This is a genomic window from Paenibacillus sp. FSL R7-0048 (assembly GCF_038004505.1).
Lineage (GTDB): Bacteria > Bacillota > Bacilli > Paenibacillales > Paenibacillaceae > Paenibacillus_AQ > Paenibacillus_AQ odorifer.
Map to the genome: position 1 here is coordinate 2,338,948 of NZ_JBBORF010000001.1, position 23,449 is coordinate 2,362,396.

Consider the following 23,449-nt stretch of genomic DNA (forward strand, 5'->3'; position numbering starts at 1 on the left):
CGTGTTGGATATGAGTGAAACTGGAATCAGCTACCATCCAGCTGCCTGAGCAAAGAGGAGGGGATACGCGCACGAAGTGAACTTATATTTGAAGAACGAATGACAACGAAGCTTATTGTAAGCGTTTACTACAACGGGGCTAGATGCGTACTAAGTTCTTTCAATCATAAGAAAGCGGGTGAAGCACGGAAGATGAAGAGGAATAAACTTGGAAATAAAATATTTATGGTGTTATTGTCGTGGATCTTCATTTGTTCATCAATACTTCCATCTACAACATTTGGGGGGCAACAGGCCAGTGCAGCTTCAGGCCCAATAACCTTGCAATATGATTTTGGAACAGCAACAAGTCCTGTTATGAGTGGTTATACAGGCGTGCATGAATCTGAATTATATACGAATGAGCTAGGGTATGGTTTAGATCAGGCGGTTGCTTCGAGGAATCGCTCGGGTGGAGACGATATGACCAACGATTTTGTATTGGGACTGTCCTATTCTTTTTTGGTGGATCTTCCTAATGGGGATTACGATGTGACTGTATACTCAGGAGATTTACTAGCGGGTACAAGTACAACCAAAACTACGATTACTTTGGAAGGTAGCACGGCTGGGTCGATAAGCAGCAAGCAAGCTGTAAATCAAGCTACCTACCGGACGACTGTTCAAGATGGTCAACTGACCGTCGGCATTACGGGTACAGGGGTTGGCGGATATTTAAATGGACTAATTATTCAGCAGATTGTACCAGGTCCATTGAAAGCCCCTGAGGGATTAGTGGTTCATAATATCACTCCCACTGAGGTATCTCTAGACTGGAGCAGCGTGACAGAAGCAGTCTATTACAATATTTATCGAACGGTTCTTCCTAGTGGAACCCTTCAAGCCATAGGTCAAGCTGCTGCTAACAGCTACGTGGATTCAGATGTAAATGAAGGGAGTGGTTACATTTACAATGTGTCAGCTGTAAATGGAAAGGGTGAGGAGTCTGCTTTGAGCGCATCTGTGACCGTAGACAAAATTCCGGGGGTAGAGGTTCCCGCAGCACCAACCGGTCTTTCAATTGTCAGTGTCGGTGTAAGTTCTGTTCAACTGAATTGGAACAGTGTGGCTGGAGCTAGCCGCTATACGATCTTAAGGTCTGATTCAGCAGATGGAACATTCCATGAGATTGGTCAGTCAGAGAAGACGACATTTACGGATGCCTCAGCGGACACCTCAAAACGGCAATATTATGGGGTGAAGGCAGCCAATGACCAAGGCGAATCAGAGCTATCTAACAAGGTGGAAAGCGCTGTGTATTCGCCTCCTGGAACTTTGCCAGAAGGGGATGTTTATTCCTTTGATTTTGGCCCGGGTGCTGTGGCTGAAGGTTATCTTAAGGTAGATGCAGGGGTATCTTATTCCTCTGAGGTTAAATATGGATTTACAGATATATCGAAAGTAACTGGGGTAGACCGAGGAACCTCAGATCCTTTGCGATCAGATTTTGTGGTCCCTAAGGATGCAACTTTTAATGTAGATTTACCGAATGGCGATTATACAGTGTCACTTATCGCTGGTGACAGCGCCGGAGATACAGAGATTGGCATCAAAGTCGAATCCATTCAAAAAGTTCAACTGACGAGCAAAACAGCAGGCCAGTATTTGGAAATGAGCTTTGACATCGCTTTGGTGGATGGACAAATGAACTTGGTGTTCTCTGGCACTAAGCCTAATATCAATGCACTGGTGATTACTAAGCAGCCAGACCGTCCTGCTAATGAATTGCCAACGGTTTATATTGCGGGTGATTCAACCGTGCAGACTTATGATCCTTATTGGATACCACAGGCAGGCTGGGGACAAATGATTCCTGATTTCTTTAGCGAGGAAGTAACGTTTAAGAATCACGCTATCGGAGGACGCAGCTCTAAGTCATTTATTGTCGAGGGAAGGCTGGATGAAGTGCTGCGTAAGATCCAACCGGGTGATTATTTCCTGATCCAGTTTGGTCATAATGACGCAACGATTAGCGTTCCAGACCGATATGCTTCTCCAGCCGATTACAAAGTTTATTTAAAAACATATGTCAATGGAGCTAGGCAAAGAGGAGCAACTCCGATTCTGGTGACCCCCATGGGGCGCAGAGATTATAATGCTGCGAGCGAAAAATTCAATGTGAGCTTTCCAGAATATGTGCAGGCTATGAAAGAGGTAGCAAGTGAACTTGATGTTGATTTGGTCGATCTTAGCGCACTCAGTGTAGCTTTTTACAATTCTATCGGTTTTGCAGCTACACGCTCTGTATTCCTTCACCTCGATGCAGGGATATATGGTGCTTTCCCAAATGGCTCGACAGACGATACTCACTTTCAAGAGTACGGAGCCATTCAAATGGCCCGTCTGCTGGCCAAAGGAATAGGGGAATTAAATATTCCACTCTCCAGCTTTGTGCAGGACATCAAACAGCCGGAAACGGTGCCTGTGAAGCCTGAAGGTCTTGTAGCTGGGAGTATCAGTAATGCAGGTGCAGTACTGAAATGGAATAAAGTAGAAGGTACAGATATCTATAAAATCTATCGTAAGCTAGCGGCAGAAGCCGAATCTGCTTATACATTAGCGGGAACTTCAACTGTCCCTTCATTGACATTAAGCGGGTTGGTTGAAGGTCAAAGCTACTCGGTAAGAGTGACTGCAGTGAACGGGCTAGGAGAGTCTGAGCCTTCAGATGAAGTGAAGCTGACTACGAAATCCGCCCAGTATCGTTATGATTTTGGACCTGTTGGTTCACCCGTTGCTGCGGGTTATACGGAAGTGAATGTGAATGTCCTGTATACCCCAGAACGTGGATATGGTTTGACCTCGAGTGCAGGGATGATTGATCGGGATCGGGGAAATGCGACGGACGATCTGCGCAGAGATTTTGTGATTTATTTTGGAGGATCGTATGAATTCAAAGTTGATTTACCCAATGGTTATTATTCTGTTAAGACCTATACAGGAGATTGGATTGGATCTGCCAAGACGAATGTAGCCATTGAAGGCAAAGATTACGGAACAGTCTCCTCAGGTAAGGAAAATATTGCTGAGAAGCTGTATAACCAGATTGCTGTCAAAGACGGGCAGATGAATCTTGTCTTTAGTGGCACAACCGCTCATCTCAATGGGCTGGAGATCACACCGTTATTATTAGCCCCAACGAATCTGAAACTGGGTAGCCTGGATTTAAACAGTGAGCCTATCACAGCTAATCTTTCTTGGGATAGTATGGAGAGTGCGCTGAAATACCGTGTATATCGTCAGGCTACGGTTGCGAATAGTGCAGAGCTGCTGGGCGAGACAACAGAGCCGCTCTACACAGATACCACTGCGGATATTGGTATGGAATATATCTATACGGTAACTTCGGTCGACAGCACGGGACTGGAATCCGTAGGCTCCAATGCGCTAAAAGTGTCTATGATTGACCCCTCCGTAGCAAAAGCAGCCGTACCTAGTGGTCTAGCTGTACAATCTACGAACAAAAATGATGTGACCTTTACTTGGAATGAGGTACCGGATGCACGGATGTTCAACATTTATCGTGCGAAATCCGCAGACAGTGAGTTCATCCTGATCGGCAAATCATTCGAAGCTTCGTACACAGACACGACCGTTCTGACTACCATTCCTTACTATTACAAAGTAGCCTCGGTAAATGCAGGCGGCATCTCTGATCTATCCGCTACGTTGGAAACCTCAGCGGTGACAACATTATACCGGAAGATGGAGGCGCTGGATCGTGCGCCTGTAGCGGTTAAGACAGATGAGGGTGTTTATATCAGCTGGCGGATGTTAGGTCTGGATCCGGAAACGATAGGATTCAATCTGTATCGTGGCGATAAGAAACTTAATGATTCGTTGATTACTCAAAACACGAACTATCTCGATACTAAAGGCACGGAGGATGCCAAATATAGAATCACATCAGTAATCAATGGAGTCGAGAAATCTGCTTCGGAACCATTCAGCGTATGGCAGAAGCAATATCTATCGATCCCTTTGCAAAAGCCAGCAGATGATTACACCAAGGATGGTCAACCGTATACGTATAGTGCGGGAGATGCAAGTGTAGGTGATTTGGACGGTGATGGTGTATATGAAATCATCATGTTGTGGTCACCTTCGAACAGCAAGGATAACTCTCAAGCTGGGTATACTGGACTTGTCTATATGGACGCTTATAAATTAGATGGAACTCGCTTATGGCGGATTAATTTAGGGCCTAATATTCGTGCCGGCGCACACTATTCTCCATTCCTGGTATATGATCTGGATAGTGATGGACGTGCCGAAATTATGATCAAGACGGCAGATGGCACAGTGGACGGTCAAGGAAAAGTCATCGGCAATGCCAGTGCAGACTATCGTAACAGTTCGGGTTATGTGCTGCTGGGCAATGAATATTTAACTGTGTTCGAAGGGGCAACAGGCCGGGCATTGGATACCGTTGATTATGATCCGCCACGTGGAGATGTTGGCGCTTGGGGGGATACCTATGGTAACCGTGTAGACCGCTTTTTGGCAGCTGTAGCTTATTTAGACGGCGAGCAGCCAAGCGTGATTTTTAGCCGCGGTTATTATACTAGAACCGTACTTGCAGCTTACAATTATCGCGAGGGCAAGCTCGAGAAAGTATGGCGTTTCGATTCTAATGATGAAGGATATGGAGACTATGTTGGTCAAGGAAACCACAATCTTTCTGTAGGCGATGTGGACGGCGACGGCAAGGACGAAATAACCTTCGGCGCGATGGCAATCGACGATGACGGATTGCCGCTGTATAATACAAAGCTTGGCCATGGTGATGCAATTCATTTCGGGGACCTTGATCCTACCAGACCCGGGCTGGAAGTCTTTGATGTTCATGAGCATACCGATTCGAAGTATGGGATTGAAATGCGTGATGCAGCTACAGGAGAAATATTATGGGGTGTATTCACGGGGATTGATACTGGACGGGGAATGTCAGCAGATATTGATCCGCGATATGCTGGCGAAGAGGTATGGGCTGCAACGATCACCAATGAGGAGCATATACCTGTTACGGGCCTATACAGTGCGCAAGGGGAACTAATCACTAAAAAACTGCCTTCCTCCACGAATTTTGGTATTTGGTGGGATAGTGATCTTTTACGTGAATTACTGGATGCGAATCGAGTGGATAAGTGGGACTATACCAACCAGACAACGGTTAACTTATTGACGGCTGTAGGTGCTTCTTCAAATAATGGCACCAAGGCGAATCCAAGCTTGCAGGCAGATCTGTTCGGGGATTGGCGTGAAGAAGTGATCTGGCGGGCAACGGACAGTTCTGAACTACGGATCTACACAACAACGGATATGACAGATTATCGTATTCGCACATTGATGCATGATCCGATCTACCGCCTGGCAGTAGCTTGGCAAAATGTAGGCTATAATCAACCTCCGCACCCTGGATTCTTTCTTGGTGAAGGGATGGAACAACCAGCGGCTCCAAAAATTCAATATGTAGGCTCACCGGGAGAAACTGAAGATACTACACCACCTACGATTTCTGGTTTACCTTCTGCTCAAATGAGTGAAACGGATGTATTGAAGGTGCAGGTCGTAGCGGAAGATCCAGAGTCTGGCATTCGCAGTCTGGATATTACCTTTGATGGTAAACCTGTCGTTTATGGAGATGAGATTCCACTCACAGGGCTTGCGGGAGCGCATACGTTCATCGCAACAGCCATTAATAACGCTGGACTTTCGACGACAGAACAAGTGATTGTGTTCGTAAGTGGACCTCAGAAGGCTACAGGTGTTCCGGGGCAATGGGTTCTATCCAATAATAATGGGCAGGATACAGGACTTTTGGACGGGGATTACCAAATCACAATGAATATGTGGTGGGGCAATAATGGTACGGTCTACAAGCTATATGAGAACGGTGCCTTAATCGACACGCAAACCTTACGTGATGATTCCCCAGCTGCACAGACTGCAGTGACTAATATTACCGGAAAAGAAAACGGAACCTACACCTATACGGCTGAGTTAACCAATTCTTTTGGCACAACGGTGTCTGCTGCTCATGTGGTTATCGTGCAGGATGCTGCACCAGCTAAGCCGGTGTTGTCCAATGACAACTGGGATGGCGATGGAGAGTATAAAGTGACCATGAATTTATGGTGGGGGATGAACGGCAATGAGTATCGCTTGTATGAGAACGGAATACTGATCGATACTCAGACTTTAACAGCGGGCACCCCAAACGCACAAACGGCTTCTACTTCTATCACTAACCGTTCTCCAGGCGTCTATGAATACCGGGCTGAACTGTTGAATGATCAAGGGGTAAATGAGAGTGCGATCATGAAAGTTACGGTAAAATAAGTGAATATTTGTTAAAAAAGCGCCTAAGTCGGTGATATCCGGCTAGGCGCTTTTTTTAGATTATCTAAGATTTAAAGGATTCTGCAAGACTAATTCTCCTAACAGCCTCATATGAATCTAAACAACGAATGATAGGGGGGATTGTAAATATGGATTTGACGCATATGATCTCAAAGCTTGTGGTAGTTATACATGTTATAGCATCCATAGTGGGAATTGGACCAGCTTTTGTGCTGCCAATACTGACAAGCTCAGCCAAGACAGGTAGTCAGCTTCGTTTTGTATTTGGTCTTATGAAGAAAATAAACAGATTCCCTAAGACAGGTGGGATCACCCTGATCGTTACAGGTATTTTGTTAATGATCATAGATAAAATGGGCTTGTCGGTGTTGTGGTTAAATCTGTCGTTATTATTTTTTATCGTGATCGAAGTGATTATTATTGGAATGGTTGAGCCCCGATTGAAAAAGCTAACCCAGCTCGTAATGACCAGCGAAGGGGAAGAAATTCCTGATGGTTATACTACCGCTATGAACAAGATCGCTCCGCTAGAAGCGGCGGTTCATGTACTTACTATCGTCATTATTATATTAATGGTAGTAAAGCCGGTATAAGATCATAACGCCTATTCTCAATGATCTCTTCATAATCGCGGATGAGTCCATCAAAAATATTCTCCCAAGAGCGGCCGAGTGCCAGCTGTCGACCTTCATGCCCCATAGCAGCTAGCTTTTGAGGGTGCTCTACATATGCACAAATCTCACGAATAAAAGCATCCGGGCAGCGGGGCTCGACAATCATTCCTGTGCGGCCGGGTGTGACCAGATCCTTCACCCCACCTTCATTTACTGCGAGGACAGGCAGTCCTGAGGCCATAGCCTCTAAGACAACATTACCGAAGGTTTCTGTACTGGAAGGGAAGATGAACAGATCTGCGGAGGCATATAATTGGGCAAGCTCGTCACCATGTTTATAGCCTGTAAACGTGACATTATGCGGCGCCTGTGCCCGCATTTCCGGCAGAAGGGGACCGTCTCCAACGACCAGCCAATGAACCTGAGATTGCGTAGATTCGGGCAATTGCTGCATGGCGAGAGCAAGCGTCTGTATATCTTTTTCAGGGGCGATTCTTCCCACATATAGAAGCAGTAACGGTGCGGTAATTCCGTAGCGCTCACGGACCTCATGGCTGCGTTTTTTGGGGGTATACTGCTGGCAGTCGATGCCTCTGGACCATAGCTTCAGGCGATGAAAGCCTTGAGCTTGGAGGGAATCGAGGGTTTCGTAGGATGGTGCAAAGGTGGCATCACAGGAGCGGTGAAACCACTTCATGTATTTCCAATAGAGCGGAGCGATTTTTTTCATCCGGTAATATTCAAGATAGCGGTCAAAATGGGTATGATAGGAGGCGACATGGGGCAGATCATGTTTGCGCGCATAACGAAGGCCGCAGAGACCGATATTGAACGGAGTTGCCATATGAAGCAGATCGGGACGAAAAGCTTTCAGCTCTGATTGGATAGAGGACATATTGGGCAGTGCGAGTCTACATTCAGGGTATAAGAAAAAGGGGATGCTGGTAATGGGACGTATGGGATCGGCATAACTGTCTTCAGGAGCAGATTTTGGTGAGAAAAGCAGATGTTCAATACCGCGCTCTTTCAAATGGGTGGTTAATCGTTGAAGCGTACGTGAAACTCCGTTGGTTTGCGGAAGAAATGTGTCCGTGAATAAAGCAAGACGCATGGAACCCCTCCCAGGTACTCTTGATGCCCTGATCATAACAGGCGATTATTTGATGGAGGTCAAACGGATGTTAAACAGAATATAAAAATCCACTGCACCAGGTAAGATAAAGAGGTGTGCAGTGGATTTATTAGTTTTAATGGGATGAAGCCCTACAAGGATTCGTATATCTGTTGCAAAAAGGTAATGCTTTCTCCTAAATGTGACTCAGGAGTGCTTTCCAGGATTCCTTGAATATGAGGACGTTCATATTTCATATAACGAAGGATCGGCTCAAACTCTAGCCACCCTTGACCTACAGGGACTATTTTTATGGCTCCTTCTTGGACGATAAAGTCTTTTAAATGAATGACAGCAATTCGATTTCCTAGAAGCTTCAAAGCCTCCGTAATAATAGCTTCTTGATGCAAGTAATTTGTAGGCGACATTAGATTTGCGCAATCCAATATGACCTGAAGATTGTTAGAAGGGACTTCATCCAGAAGTCGGCGGGTTAAGGGCGCGGTGTACAGCGGATGATGAAGTCCTGCTTCGATTCCTACCGTCACACCAAAACGTTCGGCCTCCGCCACCATGGCCTTAACTGATGCCACCACCTCTTGGAAGGCTTCTTCTGTAAAATTATCTGTGGTATACCCAAGTCCCACACTTCCGGTTTCCGTACCTACCAGACTAGCGCCGAAATCCCGGGCCAAGCGCAGATGGGTATTAAATGCGGCTAACGCTTGCGCCCGTTTGTGAGGATCGGTGTCTACAATATTTACATAGCAGCCCAGAACCGCAATCTGAATACCTGCCTGTCTAAAGGCATTGCCATAATAGCTGGCTGTTCCAGGGCTTATAGCCGTCAGGCTAGGGGCACTATCAGGAAAAGATTTCTTAAGTGCGAACTGGATATGAGTGAAATGATAGGACTTAATCTTCTCAATTAACTCTTGCAATGGAACTTGTGTGAAATCATGTGCTCGAACACCTAGTTGAAGGGGAATGCTCATATGATCGATCGCTCCTATTAGTATTGTTGTTTGTGAGGTGCTAATTTGTCCCAGTCAAAGGTAACACCAGTGCCCGTTACTTCTGGCGCAACTGCCATCCCATTGTCTTTATTAATCACTAGCGGACGTGTAGTGTATTGATCGATAGGGAAGCTATGCATTTCGAGATAACCTGCATTTGGCATAGCTGCTAACAAACTAACGTGCAATTCCTGCATTCCATGTGTGGAAACGGAAAGGTTATAGGCTTGTGTTAAGTGAGCTACCTTTAACCAGCCCGTAATTCCGCCTATATTGGAAGCATCAGGTTGAGGAAAATCAACATGACCATATTGCAGCATGTGATGGAATTCGGTTAATGTGCGCAAGTTCTCTCCGCCTGCAACGGCCATTCCTGTTTCTTCAGCAATCCGTGCATAGCCGGCATAATCTTCCGGAATCGTTGGTTCTTCTAAAAAGAGAATGTCGTATTTCAAAAATTCACGTGCGGCTTTTATCGCTTTTTCCACACTCCAGCTCATATTGGCATCGACCATAAAGGCTACATCCGGGCCGACCAATTGGCGTACCGCAGCCACTCGTTCCACATCTTCAGCTAATGTTTTTTGGCCTAGTTTAATTTTGACAGCCTGGAGGCCCATATCTAAGTATTTTTGATTGTTGCGCAGGAGCTTTTCTAATGGGAAGTTTAAATCAATCGCTCCACCATAACATTTGACCTCATTGCTTGCGCCACCCAGAAGTTTGTAGAGAGGTTCATCTGCTTTCTTTGCACGTAAATCCCATAACGCAATGTCACATGCCGCAATGGCGAAGCTAGCCAAGCCCCCGCGAGCAACATAATGTATTCCCCAGTTCATCCGCTCCCAGATACTTTCCACACAGCTGGCGTCTTTGCCAACTAAGATATGTGTTAATTCATTAGCAATTAGTGAGCAGATCGCTTTGCCGCCAAATCCGCCAGTATAGGTATAACCTACACCTTCACGACCGTCATCCGTTCTAATTTTGACAATGGGAACTTCAAAATGAGTATGCAAGCCATGTTTAGCATCCTCCATGATTTCTGGCAAAGGGATACGATAGTACTCCGTAATAACTTCTTTAATTAGAGACATCTTGGATCACTCCTTATAAAAGTTGTTGTAAGTTTGATAGAGATGAGGCTGTATTTTGTTTAAGAGCTTGAACCACAAGTTTAGCAATTTCCCGGGCACCTTCATCTGAGAAATGAGTATCATCCGTAACCCCATTTGGGTAATTAGGATGTGTTTTCGCTGGCAAATGCATGAATAACTTCTTGGATTCCTCTTCGCCTAATGAACGATAGAGCGCTTGCGAGGCTGCGAAAATATCAAGTAGCGGAGTGTGCGTTTCTTCAGCCACTTGTCTCATTACCTCGGGATAAGCACCTACAGCAAACGGGTCCAGCTCTCCATCGGCGTTAAAGCGGCGGCGACTTACAGAGGTTAACAGAACCGGAGTCCCCCCTAGCTGCCTAGCAGCATCTATATATTGAATGAGATTATGGCGATATTCGGTTTCAGGATCGGTGTAACGTAATGGATCCTCTTTTTTCTCATCGTTATGTCCAAATTGAATAAACAGGTAGTCGCCGGGTTGGAAGTCTTTTCTGATAGCATCGAGGCGGCCGTCTGTTATGAACGATTTGGTGCTTCGACCATTAATTGCACGATTCTGGATTTGAATAGAAGTCCGAAAATAACTTTGCAGGTATTCTCCCCAGCCGGTCATAGGTTTTTCTCCAGCGCCTTTAATGGCCGCAGTGGAATCGCCTGCAATAAATAGTTGTTGTCTCATAAGGTCTTCTTCTCCTTTAACGTATTGGCGTTCCCTTAACCAATTCTCAGCAAGGGAAAGCCATTGCTGGCAATGAGGGTGTTCTTTTGCAAGCCCTAAACCATGCCGCCCTTCTTCAAAGATATGTAATTCAAAAGGAATTCCCTGATTGGACAGGGCAGAGGCGAACAACAGACTATTCTCCACGGGAACGCTGGCATCGTTCGCTGTTGTCCAGATAAAGGTTGGAGGTGTGAGTGAATCCACCTGGGCTTCTGAGGAAAAGGAGTCAAGCTCCGTTTGTGATGGGTTGTCTCCAAGAAAATGTAGCCGACTTCCCTTGTGGGAATGGGGCTCTTGGAAAGTGATTACAGGGTAACCTAACAGAAGAAGGTTTGGTTTCTCTGCTCTAGTGGTAGAAAAGATAGAAGCTAAGTGTCCTCCTGCCGAGAATCCAATCATCCCTACTTTGTCTGAGATCACATTCCAAGCTTTGGGTGCTTCCCTAATCCATTTGAGAGCTTCCTCAACATCATTTAACAAAGAAGTGACGTTGAAATCTCCGACCTGATAATCTAGTACACCTGCATGAATACCTAGACTGTTTAGCCATTGAGCCACAGGTTCTCCTTCATGTTTGGCTAAGTGCTGATAACCTCCACCAGGCAATACCAATATAAAAGGACGGGGGTGATCCGTCTCGAGCGGATAGAGGGTGAGTAGTGAGGTTTCCTGAGAAATCGCATCTTGTTCTACACGGTTAGTATTTAGACGAAAGTTCAACATTGCGTTCAAATTCCTCCCTAAATGGTTATATGCACACGTTAACATATTTTCCGAAAAAAAGAGAGACTCTTTTTTTTAGATTCGGCCTTGAACGATTTTTTTGTGATTTTTACATAGATTCGTCAAATGTTGGTTTGGATTTAGTGCCTGTGTTGTTATCCCGGTACTGTCCAGGGGTCATCCCTTCCTGTTTACGGAAAGATCGAATGAAATTTTGAGAATTGTTGTATCTTAATTTGGCTGCAATATCTTTGATCGGCATATCGGTTTCCTGCAGCCATTTTTTCGCCATTTTAAATCGGTACATCGTTAAATATTCGCTGAAATAGTATTGGGTCTCCTTACGGAAGACACTGCTGATATAGTTGGCGTTGTAATGCAGCCGTGAAGCGCATTCTTCCAAGGTTAGATCCGTATCATATTCATGTTGGATCAGATCAATGATTTTCTCAGAGATGTTTTGGTATTGGGCATTTTGCCTGCTGATAAAAATTTTGATCATCGGGTAAATGACCATGCTCCAGAACCAATCCTCAATCTCAGCCACGGTATGAAGGTCATGTAATTCCTCAAAAATAGAGCCATTAGCATGATAGATCTGATTTAAGCTAATGCCCGATTCCTGCATCATAATGAGCAAGTTATTGAGTAAGCGGGTCAACGGGATTTGATATTCCTGTGGTGAAAGCTCAAGGGCAAAGATAGATTTAAAAAGCAAATGAATCAGTTCCTTGGCTTTATCCGTTTCAGCCAGCTTGATCGCATCCATTAGATCGTTTTCTTTATGCGTAGGGTAGTTCAAGTTCAGATAATGTTTGCCGGAGTTAATGTTCTCATATTGAATAATAACGCCTTTGCCAAGCTTAATGCGATGCTTCAGTGCTTCAAGACCTTCTCTGTAGGCGATGGCTAGTTTATCGAAGGCGTTGAAGGGCAGGCTCAGCCCAATACTCACCTGCACCTTTAGATAATTATTTATTTCTTGCTGCAGCTTCTCCGTTAACGAATACAGTGTCTTATGAAAAGACTGGGTATCGCAGTCTGGACTGCCCAATAATACGACTACCGCATGGTCCATGATCACTGGAGCCAGCCGTTGTTCAGGACAGATTAACTCTTCGATCATATTGTGGGCAGCGAACAATAAGAGGCTGAGATCTTTTTTCTCATAGCTGGAATCCTCGGCATAATCAATAGACAACGTAATTACTGCCATGGTTTTCCATTCTTCAAGCTGGGTTTGGTAGCCGAATTGCCCTAATTCTTCGAGCAAATCACGTTTCTTAACATTGCCGTGGAAGGCATTGATCAGAAAAAATGTACGAACCTGCTGAAAGTGTTGCCGGACTTCTTTTTCCAGCTGTGATTTGGATTGGAACAAAGAATGAACTTGTTCTCCTATAATCTGAAATTCATTGCGATGTCTCGATTTAATATCCGGTTTGCGTTGGCCCATCTGATTAAGCAGTCTTTCGATAGGGGTGTACATACGTCTGGAACCGATCCATGCTAGAAGAATGGAGAACAAGAGCATAATGGTGCACACGATTATCGTAAACATCCCGATTTTATTGGACTCCTTCGTCAAGCTTTCCATAGAAGTAACCGATAGATAAACCCAGCCATTTAACTGAGAACGCATGAAAGTGACGGAGTAATTCTTTTTATTAATCACAGTCTTGAACTGTCCGGATTGTTTAGAAGGATCAGAGATTAAAGGGACTTCTTTAAATCCGCCTTGCTCTTTAGGTTTTCCGATTAAGCTGGTATCCGGATGGAGCAGGAAGCGGCCAGCTTGATCCAGAACGATAATGTCATCGAGTGGCTGCACATCTGAATTAATGAAATCCTGAAGACTGCAGACCGGAATATTAGCTAGGGCAAGCCCATATTTTTGCAGCTTATTGGTGGGAAGCTTTTTGATAAGACTGATGCTGTAATTGCAGCCAGTGACGTTAATGCTCTCCTCGCTATAAAATAAGGACGATGGATTCAAAATCCATGAAGTATCGTCAGCTATATTCATTAGATTAGAGAGTTGCGCGTGGTTTTTGTATTCATTCAGACGGTAGACGCCTGAATTTTTGATCATCCAGTTCTGCTGCTGATTGAGCAGGATGACATCCTCAAGTTTCGTATCGAAGGATTGCATATTACGGATTTCGTTTCTTAAATCATTATATAAAATGAAATCGGTTTCACTTAAAGGGTTATTTAGTGCTTTTTTTAATACACTAGAGTTGATCACTTGGTTTAATGTTTGATTGACAGTTGTTAACTTATGTTCTACATTTGAGGTGATTTGTAATATAAGTTCCATTTTACTGTTGTTTACGTTCTTTTGGATCTCATTAGATGATGTGAAATAGGAAAAAGAACCGATGAATATCACCGGCAACGTGCTAATTACAAAGGCAAAAATCGTTAATTTACTTAAAAAGCTTAATGGTCTCACGGGACTCAGCACCTTTACTTATGTAGAAGTAGACACTTGTTCTTAGTGTATGAAACCTGGTGGAAAATAACAATAATCATCTCGTTCTGCAATAATCATTAACCCTAATTATGACTACAAAATGGAAAATCTTCAAGCTGTAGGGTGAAAATCCTTACAATACCTTAGGAGGCTGTAGAAATGTTTAGACAATTTATGTGTAGAAGGGCAACGTTTTGTTGCTGCTTATTTTTCATGCTTGTTTTCCCTATGTTAAGCGCTTGCAGTGATGGAAAGTCAGCTGGTTCTGTACTGCAAGAAGCTCGCCCGAGCATCTCCATCTTGGCACCCCTTCATTTTCCACAGCAGCCTTCAAAAAAGATTATAGCTGAGATCGAAAGATTAACAGGGGTGGAGCTTGATATCACGTGGGTGCCTGAGGGTGTTTATACCGATAAAATGAACACAGCTTTGACCACTAATTCCTTGAGAAAAGTCACCTTTGTGAAGTTCTCAGACTATAATCTGGTGAAAAACGCCATCCGTTCTGAAGCATTTTGGGAGATCGGCCCATATCTTCAGGAGTTCCCCAATCTTAAAGTACTGGACCCCGCTATTCTTAAGCAGACCGCTGTTGATGGTAAGATCTACGGCCTGTATACAGAACGCCCTTCCTCCAGACAGGGTGTCATAATACGTAAGGATTGGCTGGACAATCTTCATTTGAGCAATCCACAGACCTTAGATGACCTATATGAAGTAATGAGGCAATTTACATATAACGATCCGGATCAGAATGGCAAACAAGATACCCTTGGATTAGTCGATCGTAATGATCTTGTTTATGGTGTATTTAAGACACTAAGCTCTTATTTTGGCACACCAAATAATTGGAAGCTAGAGAATCATCAATTTGTTCCGGAATTCGTAACAGCGGAGTATATGAACACAATGAATTTTATGAAGAAATTATATGATGAAAAAATCATAAATCAGGACTTTGCTCTTACCAGTAAAGAGGTTCAACGCGATAAATTCATTAACGGTATCGCTGGTGTGTTTATTGGCAGCATGACTGATGTGCAGCGGTTGTCAATTGAAGCTCAAGCATACAATCCAAAGGCTGAACTTACGCTGATCAATCGTATCGAGGGGCCTGATGGATATAAAGTGTGGTCTATCCCCAATTACAACGGACTGTATCTCTTTTCCAAAAAGTCCATTGCCACAGAGGAGGAGCTTCGGCAGGTGCTTGGATTTTTTGATCGGACCATGGATAAAGATGTAGCCAATATAATGATGTATGGCTTTGAGGGGCGGCATTATAAGCTTGAAGGTGGCAAAATTATCCTTCCCGAGGAAACCTCACAACTGCGGGTACAGGAAGTGAATCCGCTATATGCTTTAATGATTGCGGACATTAGTAATAAAAACATTATGGAAGTGGCTCAGAAGGAGCAATTAACCTCTCTAGCAGATCAGCTGAGTAAAGATAATGAATCTTTTCTGGTTGATGACCCGACAGTTTCTCTGAGCTCATCTACTTTTGATGAGAAGAATATGGAATTATCTACAATCATTGTGGATGCTACATATAACTATATATTAGGTAACATTACCGTCGAGGGATTCCAGCAAGAGGTTGAGAAATGGAGAGCTCGTGGAGGCAATCTTATTATTAAGGAATATGCTGAGGCTGAGTTTGGGACAGAAAAGTAAATAGGTTAAAAAGGTTTTGATCCACTGCGGATAATGCGGTGGATTTTTTTTGTACTGCGATATCCCGATAATCATTTGCTCAGATCCCTTTCAGAACGCGCCGTTATGGGGAAATGATTGTTTTCGTAACCTTGCCGACGATGTAACGTGGAACTCGTAACCAATACAAATTATGGAGGTCAAAATGGTATGAAGAAGAAATCCTTCACCATGTTGTTAACAGCACTGTTAACATTCAGCACATTGTTAGCTGGATGCGGTGGTAACAACAATAACAAAGAAGAAGCAGCAGCCCCAACTACAAGTGCAGAGAACACTACGAAGGTGGAAGAGACTGAAGCACCTAAAGAGGAACCTACAGAAATCAAAATCATGCTTCCATTGAATACATCAGAGACTCCGCCTGATACGATTAAGAATGAACTTGAGAAATTGACCAACACGAAGCTGACTTATCAATTTTTTCCGGCTGATACTTATGAAGAAAAACTGAATTCATCTTTTGCAACGGGTTCATTGCCGCAAGTAACATATTTGAAGAATCAGACAACCTTCATTCAGATGAAAGAAGCGATAAAAGACGGACAATTCTGGGAAATCGGTCCACTATTAAGCGAATTTCCGAATTTGAGCAAATTGAAACCAGAAATTCTTAATAACACGAAAGTAGATGACAAGCTTTATACCCTATATATCGGGCGTCCACTTGCACGCCAAGGGATCATTTACCGCAAAGACTGGGCAGATAAATTAGGACTTGCTGCACCAGCTAATGTAGATGAATTATTTGAAATGGCTAAAGCCTTCACAGAACAAGATCCAGACGGTAATGGAAAGAAAGATACTACCGGTATTATTGACCGTAATGAGTTGACCTATGGAGCTTTCAAAACTGTTTCGTCTTGGTTCGGAACACCGAATACCTGGGGTGAGAAGGATGGAAAATTAGCGCCTGAATTTACCTTCGATGAATATTTCGACACAATGGATTTTTTCAAAAAAGCTCGTGATGGCGGATACATTAATCAAGATTTCGCTGCCACCAGTAAAACGGATGCAGTAAATATGTTTAAGGCTGGAAAGGGTGGACTCTATATTGGGGGCTCCATGCAAGATATTGATTCCCTCAATAAAGATACTATTAAGAATAACCCTGACGCTGTTTTGGATGCGCATAGTATGGTTGCAAGTCCAGATGGAAAATATGCTCAATGGATGATTCCAGGCTATAACAATGTTGTCTTGTTCCCGAAATCTGCTGTCAAGGATGAGGCAGAGCTGAAGAAGATTCTTGCTTTCTTTGATCAAATGATGACCCCAGAAGTAGCTAATTTGATGTATTGGGGAATTGAAGGTACTCACTATACCGTTGAAGACGGTAAAGCGAAAGCTACTGACGACAAAGAATTGATTGAACGTGAAGTAAAGGGATATAAGGACAGTGTTATCGGCGAAGCTGAAACCAATGGAATGTACGAGAACTATAACACGCTGCCAGGAAGAATTCATGCAGATCAATTGGTTCTTGAGAATGTCAAAGTTGGTGTAGCGGATCCAACAGCTGCTATGGATTCGGCTACCTATACAGAAAAAGGCGTAGAGCTTCAACAGATTATTACAGATGCAACCTATAAATATATTTATGGTCAGATTGACAAGGCTGGATTTGAGAAGGAAGTAGAGAACTGGAAGAGCCGTGGTGGAGATAAGATTATTGAAGAATACAACGCGTTATACAAAAAATAGTAACCCGTACTCGAATAGTTAAGCGACAAATTGTAGCTGAAAAGGTTGTTGATCTTGTTTCAACAACCTTTTCTATTCCTCACTGGGTTCAGAAATATCGTGTTTGAATAAAGAAGGAGAAAGGAAGAATATCATGCAGGAAGTCACCGCACAGCCCAGCTCAGCTCCTCAAATGAATCCTAAGCCTGAAATTTATAAAAGCAGCAGCGAACTGAAAAAGCGGCTGTGGAGAAATAAATGGCTCTACGTCATGCTAACTCCGGGAGTACTGTATTTTTTGATTTTTAAATATCTTCCAATGTACGGATTAATTATCTCATTTCAGGATTACAAACCCTATCAAGGGATCAACGGTAGTGACTGGGTAGGGATGAAGCATTTCAGCAGGTTGTTCACAGAGCCGGATTTCTTAAATATATTAGTGAACACACTTATTCTTTTCGGATTAAATATTCTTATCTATTTCCCGATGCCGATTATTCTTGCCCTGATGTTAAATGAACTTCAAGGCAGCTTTTTCAAAAGAACCTTTCAGACGATCTTCTATTTGCCCCATTTTCTGTCATTGGTTATCATCGTCTCCATTTCTTATGTAATGGTCACGATGGATGGAGGGATTATCAACGAGCTGCTTGTCTATTTTGGCTTTGAACCAATCAATTTCCTGCTTAATCCAGGGTGGTTCAGGCCCATGTATATTATTCAGGTGATTTGGAGAGAAGCAGGTTGGGGAACGATTATTTATCTAGCTTCCATAGCTGCGATTGACCCAGGGCTTTATGAAGCATCGCGTATGGACGGAGCTGGAAGACTAAGACAAGTCTGGCATATCACTCTTCCAGCGATTAGAGGTGTAATTATTACATTATTTATTCTGAAAATTGGTTCCGTTCTTGATCTTGGATTTGAACATGTATATCTGCTACTTAACTCCATGAATCGAGAAGTTGCGGAAATTATCGATACGTATGTATATACTGCTGGTTTGAGACAGGGGCAGTTTAGTTACAGTACAGCTATTGGATTCTTTAAATCGATTGTAGGCTTTGTAATGGTGATGATGGTGAATAAATTATCCAAGAAAATGGGAGAAGAAGGCGTTTATTGATATTTTGTGGGAGGAATCGAAATGGTAGAAGATAAAACAATCAGTGGTAGAATCTTTTCTGCTATAAACTTTACGCTGCTTGCGATCATTGCTTTAATTACTGTGCTTCCCCTTGTTCACGTTGTAGCAGGCTCTTTCACAACGAGTGCAGAACTAGCTTCTAGCAAATTTGTACTGATTCCAAAGGTATGGAGTCTGGAAGCGTACAAGTTCATCTTTTCGACGAATACAATATTTAAAGCCATGGGTGTTTCCATTGGTGTCACGGCAATTGGTTCTATTTTTAGTTTGTTTATAACTTCTTTGATGGCCTACGCTCTTACCAGAAAAGATCTGGATGGTCGTAAAGTGGTTAACTTCATGGTTGTGTTCACCATGCTTTTTCATGGTGGGATGATTCCAACGTTCCTCGTGGTGAAGGAATTAGGACTAATTGACACGTACGCCTCACTGATTCTACCGTCAGCGATTAGTGCCTTTAATATGATCATTTTGAGAAACTTTTTCCAAAATATACCTGAAGGTTTGGAGGAATCGGCCAAAATTGATGGTTGTAATGATTTTGGAATATTATTTCGGATTGTATTGCCACTATCCTTACCTGCGTTAGCGACTATCGGATTGTTCTATGCGGTAACGTATTGGAATACCTACATGAATGCGATTCTGTATTTGAATGATAGTGCGAAATGGCCAATACAGGTTCTGCTCAGACAAATTGTCGTCCTTGCCAGCGGTATGGATCACAGCGCTACACTGGATGCTGCTGTTCCACCGCCAGATCAATCAATTAAAATGGCTGTTATCGTTGTAGCTACCTTACCAATAGTTTGTGTGTATCCGTTCCTGCAAAAGCATTTTGCCAAAGGTGCCATGTTGGGTTCTATGAAGGGCTAGCAAGAAAGAGAGAGACTATACTTAGGGGAGGAGCTTCGAGATGACTGTACAGATACCTACAACGCCGATAGAGTGGGCAAAAAAAGCTTGCGATTCACTAATGGATACTTACAGGGCGGGAGAGCTTCCCCCCGCGCATCGATGGCACTATCATCAGGGTGTATTTCTGTGTGGCATGGAGCTTTTGTGGAATGCTTATCAAGAAGACCGTTATATCAACTATATTCAGGAATATGTAGATGATTTGGTGGATGAATACGGGAACTTTTATTTTGCACGTGATGAGCTGGATGCGGTTCAAGCAGGACAGCTACTATTCACTCTTTATGAACGGACAGGCAAACTAAAGTATCGTATTGCAGCAGAGAAGCTAAGGAATTTACTGCTCACACTAAATAAAACCTCTGAGGGCGGGTATTGGCACAAGGATAAGTACGCCAACCAAATGTGGTTGGATGGACTTTATATGGCAGGCGTATTCTCCTTGAAATATGCGAATGTCTACGATGAACCAAGCTTGCGTGAAACGGTCCTTCATCAGGAAATGTTAATGCGCAAGCATATGAAGGATGAGACAACGGGTTTGTTATACCATGCCTGGGATGAGAGCCGGCGGATGCCTTGGTCGAATCCGGAGACGGGTTGTTCACCGGAGTTCTGGAGCCGATCATTAGGATGGTATGGTCTCGCCTTATCGCAATTTCTGGATCTGTTACCTTCCCATGATTCAGCCCGGACAGAGCTTTCTACTACGCTGAGAGATTTTGTGGATGCACTTATTCGTTACCAAGATCAAAAAAGTGGACTTTGGTATCAAGTCGTAGATAAGGGACATGAGCCAGATAATTGGCTGGAGACTTCAGGGTCATGTTTGTTCGTCTATACGATTGCCAAAGCCGTGAAGCATGGCGTTGTAAGTGATGTGACTATCGCTACAGCTGCCGCTAAAAAAGGATATGAAGGGTTAACCAAAGTAATCCAGTGGGATGAGCATAACCGATTAGTTCTGCCGGACATTTGTATCGGTACCTCAGCTGGAGATTACGAGAGTTACGTGACTCGGCCTAAGGTTAAAAATGATCTGCATGGTGTGGGCGCATTGGTGATGGCTTGTGTTGAAATACAGTCAATGCTTCAAGAGTGAATCGCTCCGTATCCTTACTAAACAATGACTTGATTCTCTGAGATTTCGGAGAATCAAGTCGTATTATTTTATGTGCAAAGAATCCTTAAATCGGCTGAACCTATTTTTAGTTTTTGAGCTCTTAAATTTATAAATATTTTGGGGGTTGGGATGAAGAAATCACAGTGGGCAATTCAAACGGCAGACTCTATTATGGCGCGGACACCGAAGCTTTATGAAGATAAAGGCTACAAAGGAAGCTGGACCTACGATTATGGCGTGGTATTGAACGGTTTTGAATGGCTTTGGAAGCAGACCGGTGATTCGAAGTATCTGCAGTTCATTCAAGATAATATGGACTACTTTATTCAGGAAGATGGCAGTGTCAAGGGCTACCACCTAGAGGAGTATAATATCGATCATATTAACAACGGAAAATTATTATTGACTCTATATAAAGAAACGAAGCAAGAAAAATACAAAAAAGCGGCTGCTTTACTTAGAAAGCAACTTGAGACCCATCCGCGAACCTCGGAAGGTGCTTTTTGGCATAAAAATATATATCCCTATCAGATTTGGTTAGATGGACTTTATATGGGCGCTCCTTTTTATTTAGCCTACTTGCTAGCTTTTGAAGAAGGGCAGGGACTTGAGGATGTAACCAAACAATTTATCTTGTGTGAGAAGCATACGAAAGATCCGGTAACAGGTCTGCTATATCATGCATGGGATGAGCAGCGTATTCAACCTTGGTGCGACCCTGAAACAGGACTTTCGCCTAACTTTTGGGCCCGTTCACTTGGCTGGTATCTCATGGCTTTAGTTGATGTTCTGGAATTGCTGCCTAGTGAGCACTCAGATTATCCAGAGCTGGTACGAATACTAAATGATACCTTAACTGCGGTGAAGACATATCAGGATAAGGAATCCGGGGTCTGGTATCAAGTGATGAATCTAGGGGAACGCAAAGGAAATTATCTTGAGGCCTCTGCTTCAAGTATGATCGTGTATGCCATGGCTAAAGGTATCCGATTAGGCGTGTTAAACGCTGGATGGTACGAAACATTAGATCTGGCTCAACAAGGACTTATCTCGGAGTTTGTACTAGAAACCAAAGAAGAATGGGTCAATTTAAATAAGAATTGCCAAGTAGCCGGATTAGGTGGAGTGGACCAACGTGACGGTACTTTCGCTTATTACATTAGCGAGCCTATTGTCACTAACGACCAAAAAGGTGTGGGTGCTTTCCTACAGGCTTGTGTGGAATATGAACAATTAAGAGGCTGGATCTGATATAGAACAGGGGGGATATGAATGTTGATCTACAATATTGAGGATTTTGGAGCGCTTAAGAATAGTAAAAAGTTAGCGACGGAAGCGATAACGCGTGCGATTGAAGCGGCAAATAAAGCCGGTGGAGGAACCGTTTATGTACCGGCTGGTACGTTCTTAACCGGTGCAATTCATATGAAAAGCAATATCGAATTGAATTTAAATCCTGGTGCCATTCTTTCATTCAGTACGAACCCGGAGGATTACCCTGCAGTGGAATGCAGATGGGAAGGAGTGAAGCAGCAGGTTCATTCACCTTGTATTTATGGAAGAGAGTTAGTTAATGTATCAATCACTGGCAGCGGAAGGATTAACGGAAATGGTGAACTCTGGTGGGATAAGTTTCGGAACCGCCGGGAAGAGCTTCAGTATCCCCGGCCGACTCTAATCGGCTTGGACAGCTGTCAGCGGGTAACCCTTAAAGATATCGCGCTGGTCAATTCTCCAAGCTGGACCGTTAATCCGATAGGCTGTTACAATGTGACTATTGATAATATTTCCATTCTGAACCCGGCGGACTCTCCGAATACAGATGGCATTAATCCAGAGTCTTGCACCAATGTGCGAATTAGCAATTGCAATATTGATGTCGGTGATGACTGCATTGCGATCAAGGCAGGAACTGAGGATACTAAAGAACGAGTTCCTTGTGAGAATATCACGATCACCAACTGCACTATGGTACATGGACACGGGGGTGTCGTACTCGGTAGTGAAATGAGTGGAGATATTCGTAATGTCACGATTAGTAATTGTGTGTTTAAACAAACCGATCGTGGAATCCGGATGAAATCAAGAAGGGGACGCGGGGGAACGATTGAAGATATTCGGATCAGCAATATTGTAATGGAGGATGTTATTTGTCCGTTTACTCTAAATCTATATTATTTCTGTGGACCACGCGGGAAAGAAAAATATGTGTGGGATAAAAATCCTTATCCGATTACAGAGGAAACGCCGTGTTTTAGACGCATTCATTTTGCCAATATTACCGCACGTAATGTTCATGCCGCAGCGGGTTTCTTATACGGGCTTGCGGAGCAGTATGTATCCGAGATTACGTTTACCAATGTGGACATCTCCATGGCGACGAATGCAATTCCCGGCCATCCAGACATGATGACAGGGATCGAAAACATGAATAATCGCGGGTTTTTCCTCGGGAATGCAAGAGATGTTCAATTTCATCAGGTGACGATTGAGAACCATGAAGGGCCTGCTTTTTACATTGAAAATGGAGAAGCTGTAGAGATCATAAATTGTCGATCAAAAAACACGAAGAAGCCGGAAAAATTAGTAGAACAAGCTACAGTGTCACCTGAAGAACAGAATGTCAGTCCATAAGAGAGAGTCATCAATTTATTGAGAGGAAAAGAATCCAC

14 protein-coding genes are annotated in these 23,449 nt (G+C 43.5%); 9 read left to right on the top strand and 5 right to left on the bottom strand.

Features of this window, described 5'->3' with window-relative positions:
* Positions 1 to 192: 192 nt before the first annotated feature.
* Both NSQ91_RS10180 and NSQ91_RS10185 read left to right on the top strand, forming a co-directional pair.
* Positions 193 to 6,381, top strand: coding sequence for a rhamnogalacturonan lyase family protein (locus NSQ91_RS10180; protein ID WP_305953693.1), 6,189 nt, complete (start codon positions 193 to 195; stop codon positions 6,379 to 6,381).
* A 149-nt stretch (positions 6,382 to 6,530) separates the two neighbouring features.
* Positions 6,531 to 6,995: a DUF2269 family protein gene (locus NSQ91_RS10185; RefSeq protein ID WP_232061246.1), complete on the top strand. Its 465-nt coding sequence runs from the start codon at positions 6,531 to 6,533 to the stop codon at positions 6,993 to 6,995.
* Here NSQ91_RS10185 and NSQ91_RS10190 read toward each other — a convergent pair.
* The 5 genes from NSQ91_RS10190 to NSQ91_RS10210 all read right to left on the bottom strand — a co-directional run bounded on the left by NSQ91_RS10190 (position 6,967) and on the right by NSQ91_RS10210 (position 14,163).
* Complete coding sequence (locus NSQ91_RS10190) at positions 6,967 to 8,127, bottom strand: glycosyltransferase family 4 protein (RefSeq protein WP_076304401.1); 1,161 nt, start codon at positions 8,125 to 8,127, stop codon at positions 6,967 to 6,969. The genes NSQ91_RS10185 and NSQ91_RS10190 overlap by 29 nt on opposite strands.
* 152 nt (positions 8,128 to 8,279) lie before the next feature.
* On the bottom strand, positions 8,280 to 9,122 hold the full coding sequence (locus NSQ91_RS10195) for a sugar phosphate isomerase/epimerase family protein (RefSeq protein ID WP_076301282.1): 843 nt from the start codon (positions 9,120 to 9,122) through the stop codon (positions 8,280 to 8,282).
* Between the two features lie 17 nt (positions 9,123 to 9,139).
* Positions 9,140 to 10,240, bottom strand: coding sequence for a mandelate racemase/muconate lactonizing enzyme family protein (locus NSQ91_RS10200; protein WP_076184308.1), 1,101 nt, complete (start codon positions 10,238 to 10,240; stop codon positions 9,140 to 9,142).
* 13 nt (positions 10,241 to 10,253) lie between these two features.
* The gene (locus tag NSQ91_RS10205) at positions 10,254 to 11,708 is read right to left on the bottom strand and encodes a GDSL-type esterase/lipase family protein (protein ID WP_076304402.1); all 1,455 of its coding nucleotides are present in this window, start codon (positions 11,706 to 11,708) and stop codon (positions 10,254 to 10,256) included.
* 109 nt (positions 11,709 to 11,817) lie between these two features.
* Positions 11,818 to 14,163, bottom strand: a complete 2,346-nt coding sequence (locus tag NSQ91_RS10210; protein ID WP_076184310.1) for a helix-turn-helix domain-containing protein — start codon at positions 14,161 to 14,163, stop codon at positions 11,818 to 11,820.
* Positions 14,164 to 14,343: 180 nt separating this feature from the next.
* Here NSQ91_RS10210 and NSQ91_RS10215 point away from each other — a divergent pair, with 180 nt between their 5' ends.
* The 7 genes from NSQ91_RS10215 (at position 14,344) to NSQ91_RS10245 (ending at position 23,411) form a co-directional block, all read left to right on the top strand.
* Entirely contained in the window at positions 14,344 to 15,861 is a 1,518-nt protein-coding gene (locus NSQ91_RS10215; RefSeq protein WP_081391858.1) for an extracellular solute-binding protein, read from the top strand.
* 189 nt (positions 15,862 to 16,050) lie between these two features.
* Positions 16,051 to 17,607 carry an extracellular solute-binding protein gene (locus tag NSQ91_RS10220; RefSeq protein ID WP_076191234.1) on the top strand — a complete coding sequence of 519 codons (1,557 nt, stop codon included), beginning with the start codon at positions 16,051 to 16,053 and terminating at the stop codon, positions 17,605 to 17,607.
* A 133-nt stretch (positions 17,608 to 17,740) separates the two neighbouring features.
* On the top strand, positions 17,741 to 18,715 hold the full coding sequence (locus NSQ91_RS10225; RefSeq protein WP_036679252.1) for an ABC transporter permease: 975 nt from the start codon (positions 17,741 to 17,743) through the stop codon (positions 18,713 to 18,715).
* A gap of 21 nt (positions 18,716 to 18,736) precedes the next feature.
* On the top strand, positions 18,737 to 19,612 hold the full coding sequence (locus tag NSQ91_RS10230) for a carbohydrate ABC transporter permease (RefSeq protein WP_036679255.1): 876 nt from the start codon (positions 18,737 to 18,739) through the stop codon (positions 19,610 to 19,612).
* A gap of 40 nt (positions 19,613 to 19,652) precedes the next feature.
* A complete protein-coding gene (locus NSQ91_RS10235; RefSeq protein ID WP_076124980.1) occupies positions 19,653 to 20,756 on the top strand; it encodes a glycoside hydrolase family 88/105 protein in 1,104 nt (367 codons plus the stop codon).
* Between the two features lie 150 nt (positions 20,757 to 20,906).
* Positions 20,907 to 22,028, top strand: coding sequence for a glycoside hydrolase family 88/105 protein (locus NSQ91_RS10240; protein WP_076218531.1), 1,122 nt, complete (start codon positions 20,907 to 20,909; stop codon positions 22,026 to 22,028).
* Between the two features lie 21 nt (positions 22,029 to 22,049).
* Positions 22,050 to 23,411 carry a glycoside hydrolase family 28 protein gene (locus NSQ91_RS10245; RefSeq protein WP_076304403.1) on the top strand — a complete coding sequence of 454 codons (1,362 nt, stop codon included), beginning with the start codon at positions 22,050 to 22,052 and terminating at the stop codon, positions 23,409 to 23,411.
* Positions 23,412 to 23,449 lie beyond the last annotated feature (38 nt).